The organism is Microcoleus sp. Pol12B4 (assembly GCF_036701385.1).
Taxonomy (GTDB): domain Bacteria; phylum Cyanobacteriota; class Cyanobacteriia; order Cyanobacteriales; family Microcoleaceae; genus Microcoleus.
Window position 1 is genome coordinate 1 of record NZ_JAUBQR010000438.1, and the last position, 1,502, is coordinate 1,502.

General features: G+C 49.5%; 1 protein-coding gene. It reads right to left on the reverse strand.

Annotation, left to right across the window (positions count from 1 at the left end):
- On the reverse strand, nucleotides 1-1,502 hold a 1,502-nt coding region (locus tag QUA38_RS28865; protein WP_333167942.1), incomplete at both ends, for an NHLP bacteriocin export ABC transporter permease/ATPase subunit.

Genomic DNA, 1,502 nt, shown 5'->3' on the forward strand with positions numbered 1-1,502 from the left:
TCAATTACATAAATGCGATCGGCATTGCGAATCGTACTCAGGCGGTGGGCGATGACAACTCGCGTCACATTCAACTTGTCTAAACTCTCAGTAACGATCGCCTGCGTGCGGTTGTCCAAAGCACTCGTAGCTTCATCCATCAGGATAACCTTTGGTTTGACAACCATCGCGCGGGCAATTAACAATCTTTGCCGCTGTCCTCCCGAAAGATTCGTGCCGCCTTCGCTGACAACCGTGTGCATTCCCATCGGCATTTGTTCGATATCGGCGGCTAAACCGGCCATTTGCGCGGCTTCCCAAGCTTCCTCCTGCGTTACCAGCGCCCCGCACGTAATATTGTCAAACATCGAACCGGCATTAATTCTGCCGTTTTGCAGCACTACTCCTAACTGCCGCCGCACAGCTTGAACGTCGAGGCCTGCTAAATCTTGATTGTCGTAATAAACAGTGCCGCTTTGTGCTATTTCAAATCCCAATAACAGCCGAAATAATGTTGATTTGCCACTCCCCGACGGCCCGACGATCGCGATAAATTCCCCCGGTTGAATATTGATGCTGACATCATCTAAAATTGGGGGCCCGTCCTCCCGGTAGCGGAAAGTCGCCCTATCGACAGTAATTTGACCTTTTAAGCGCCCCGGATCGGCTTTTGTCGGGTCAGATTCCGGGATTCCCTGGACGATCGGTTTGGCTCGCTCCCACAGCGGTACAATTCCTAAAATATCAGTTACGGTATTGCTCAAGTCTGTGATGCCGGAAAGAAAGGTGCCGAAGGCGGAATTAAAAGCGAGAAATGTGCCCATGTTCAGTACGTCGCCTCCTGTTTTAGGGTTTTCCATGAACTGAATTGCAAACCAAAACATCAGGATAGAACTAACTAATGGCAGCGCTTCGTTAAAAACAGAAACGCTGTCGTCAATTCGTTTAATTCCTGTTCTTAGCTTGATTTGCTGGCTGTATTTTTTCGCCCAAGCTGCAAACGCTCGCCCTTCTGCAGCCGCTACCCGCAGCTTTGATACTCCGTTGATCAGTTCTACTGTCAGCCCGTTAATGTCGCCTTCTCCTGTTTCCATCTTCCGCTCTTTTGGGATTAAGAGCAAGCTCGATGTGACTGTTACTATAACCGCGAGCAAAGTTAAACCAATTCCGACTAAAGCCAGCGGCAGGCTGTAAATAAACATCAGCCCCAAATTCAGCAGGGAAAATATCGCGTTCAAAAGTGTTCGCTGCGTCGCGCCGCTGAGTTGGGCGCGAATTTGATTAACTGCTAATAAGCGAGTTAGCAAGTCGCCAGAAGAATAGCTGCGAAAAAACGCCGGTTTTAATCTCAGCAATCGATCCCAAACTGCCGGCTGGAGAGTGCCGCTGGCAGCATTTTCGATCCGCAGCGTCATAATTGTTTGAGCCATGCTAAATACAGCCCGTCCGATCGCCGCAACTAACAATACCAGCCCTAACTGCCACAGTAACAAACGATCGCTGTCAGGAATAGCATCATTGAC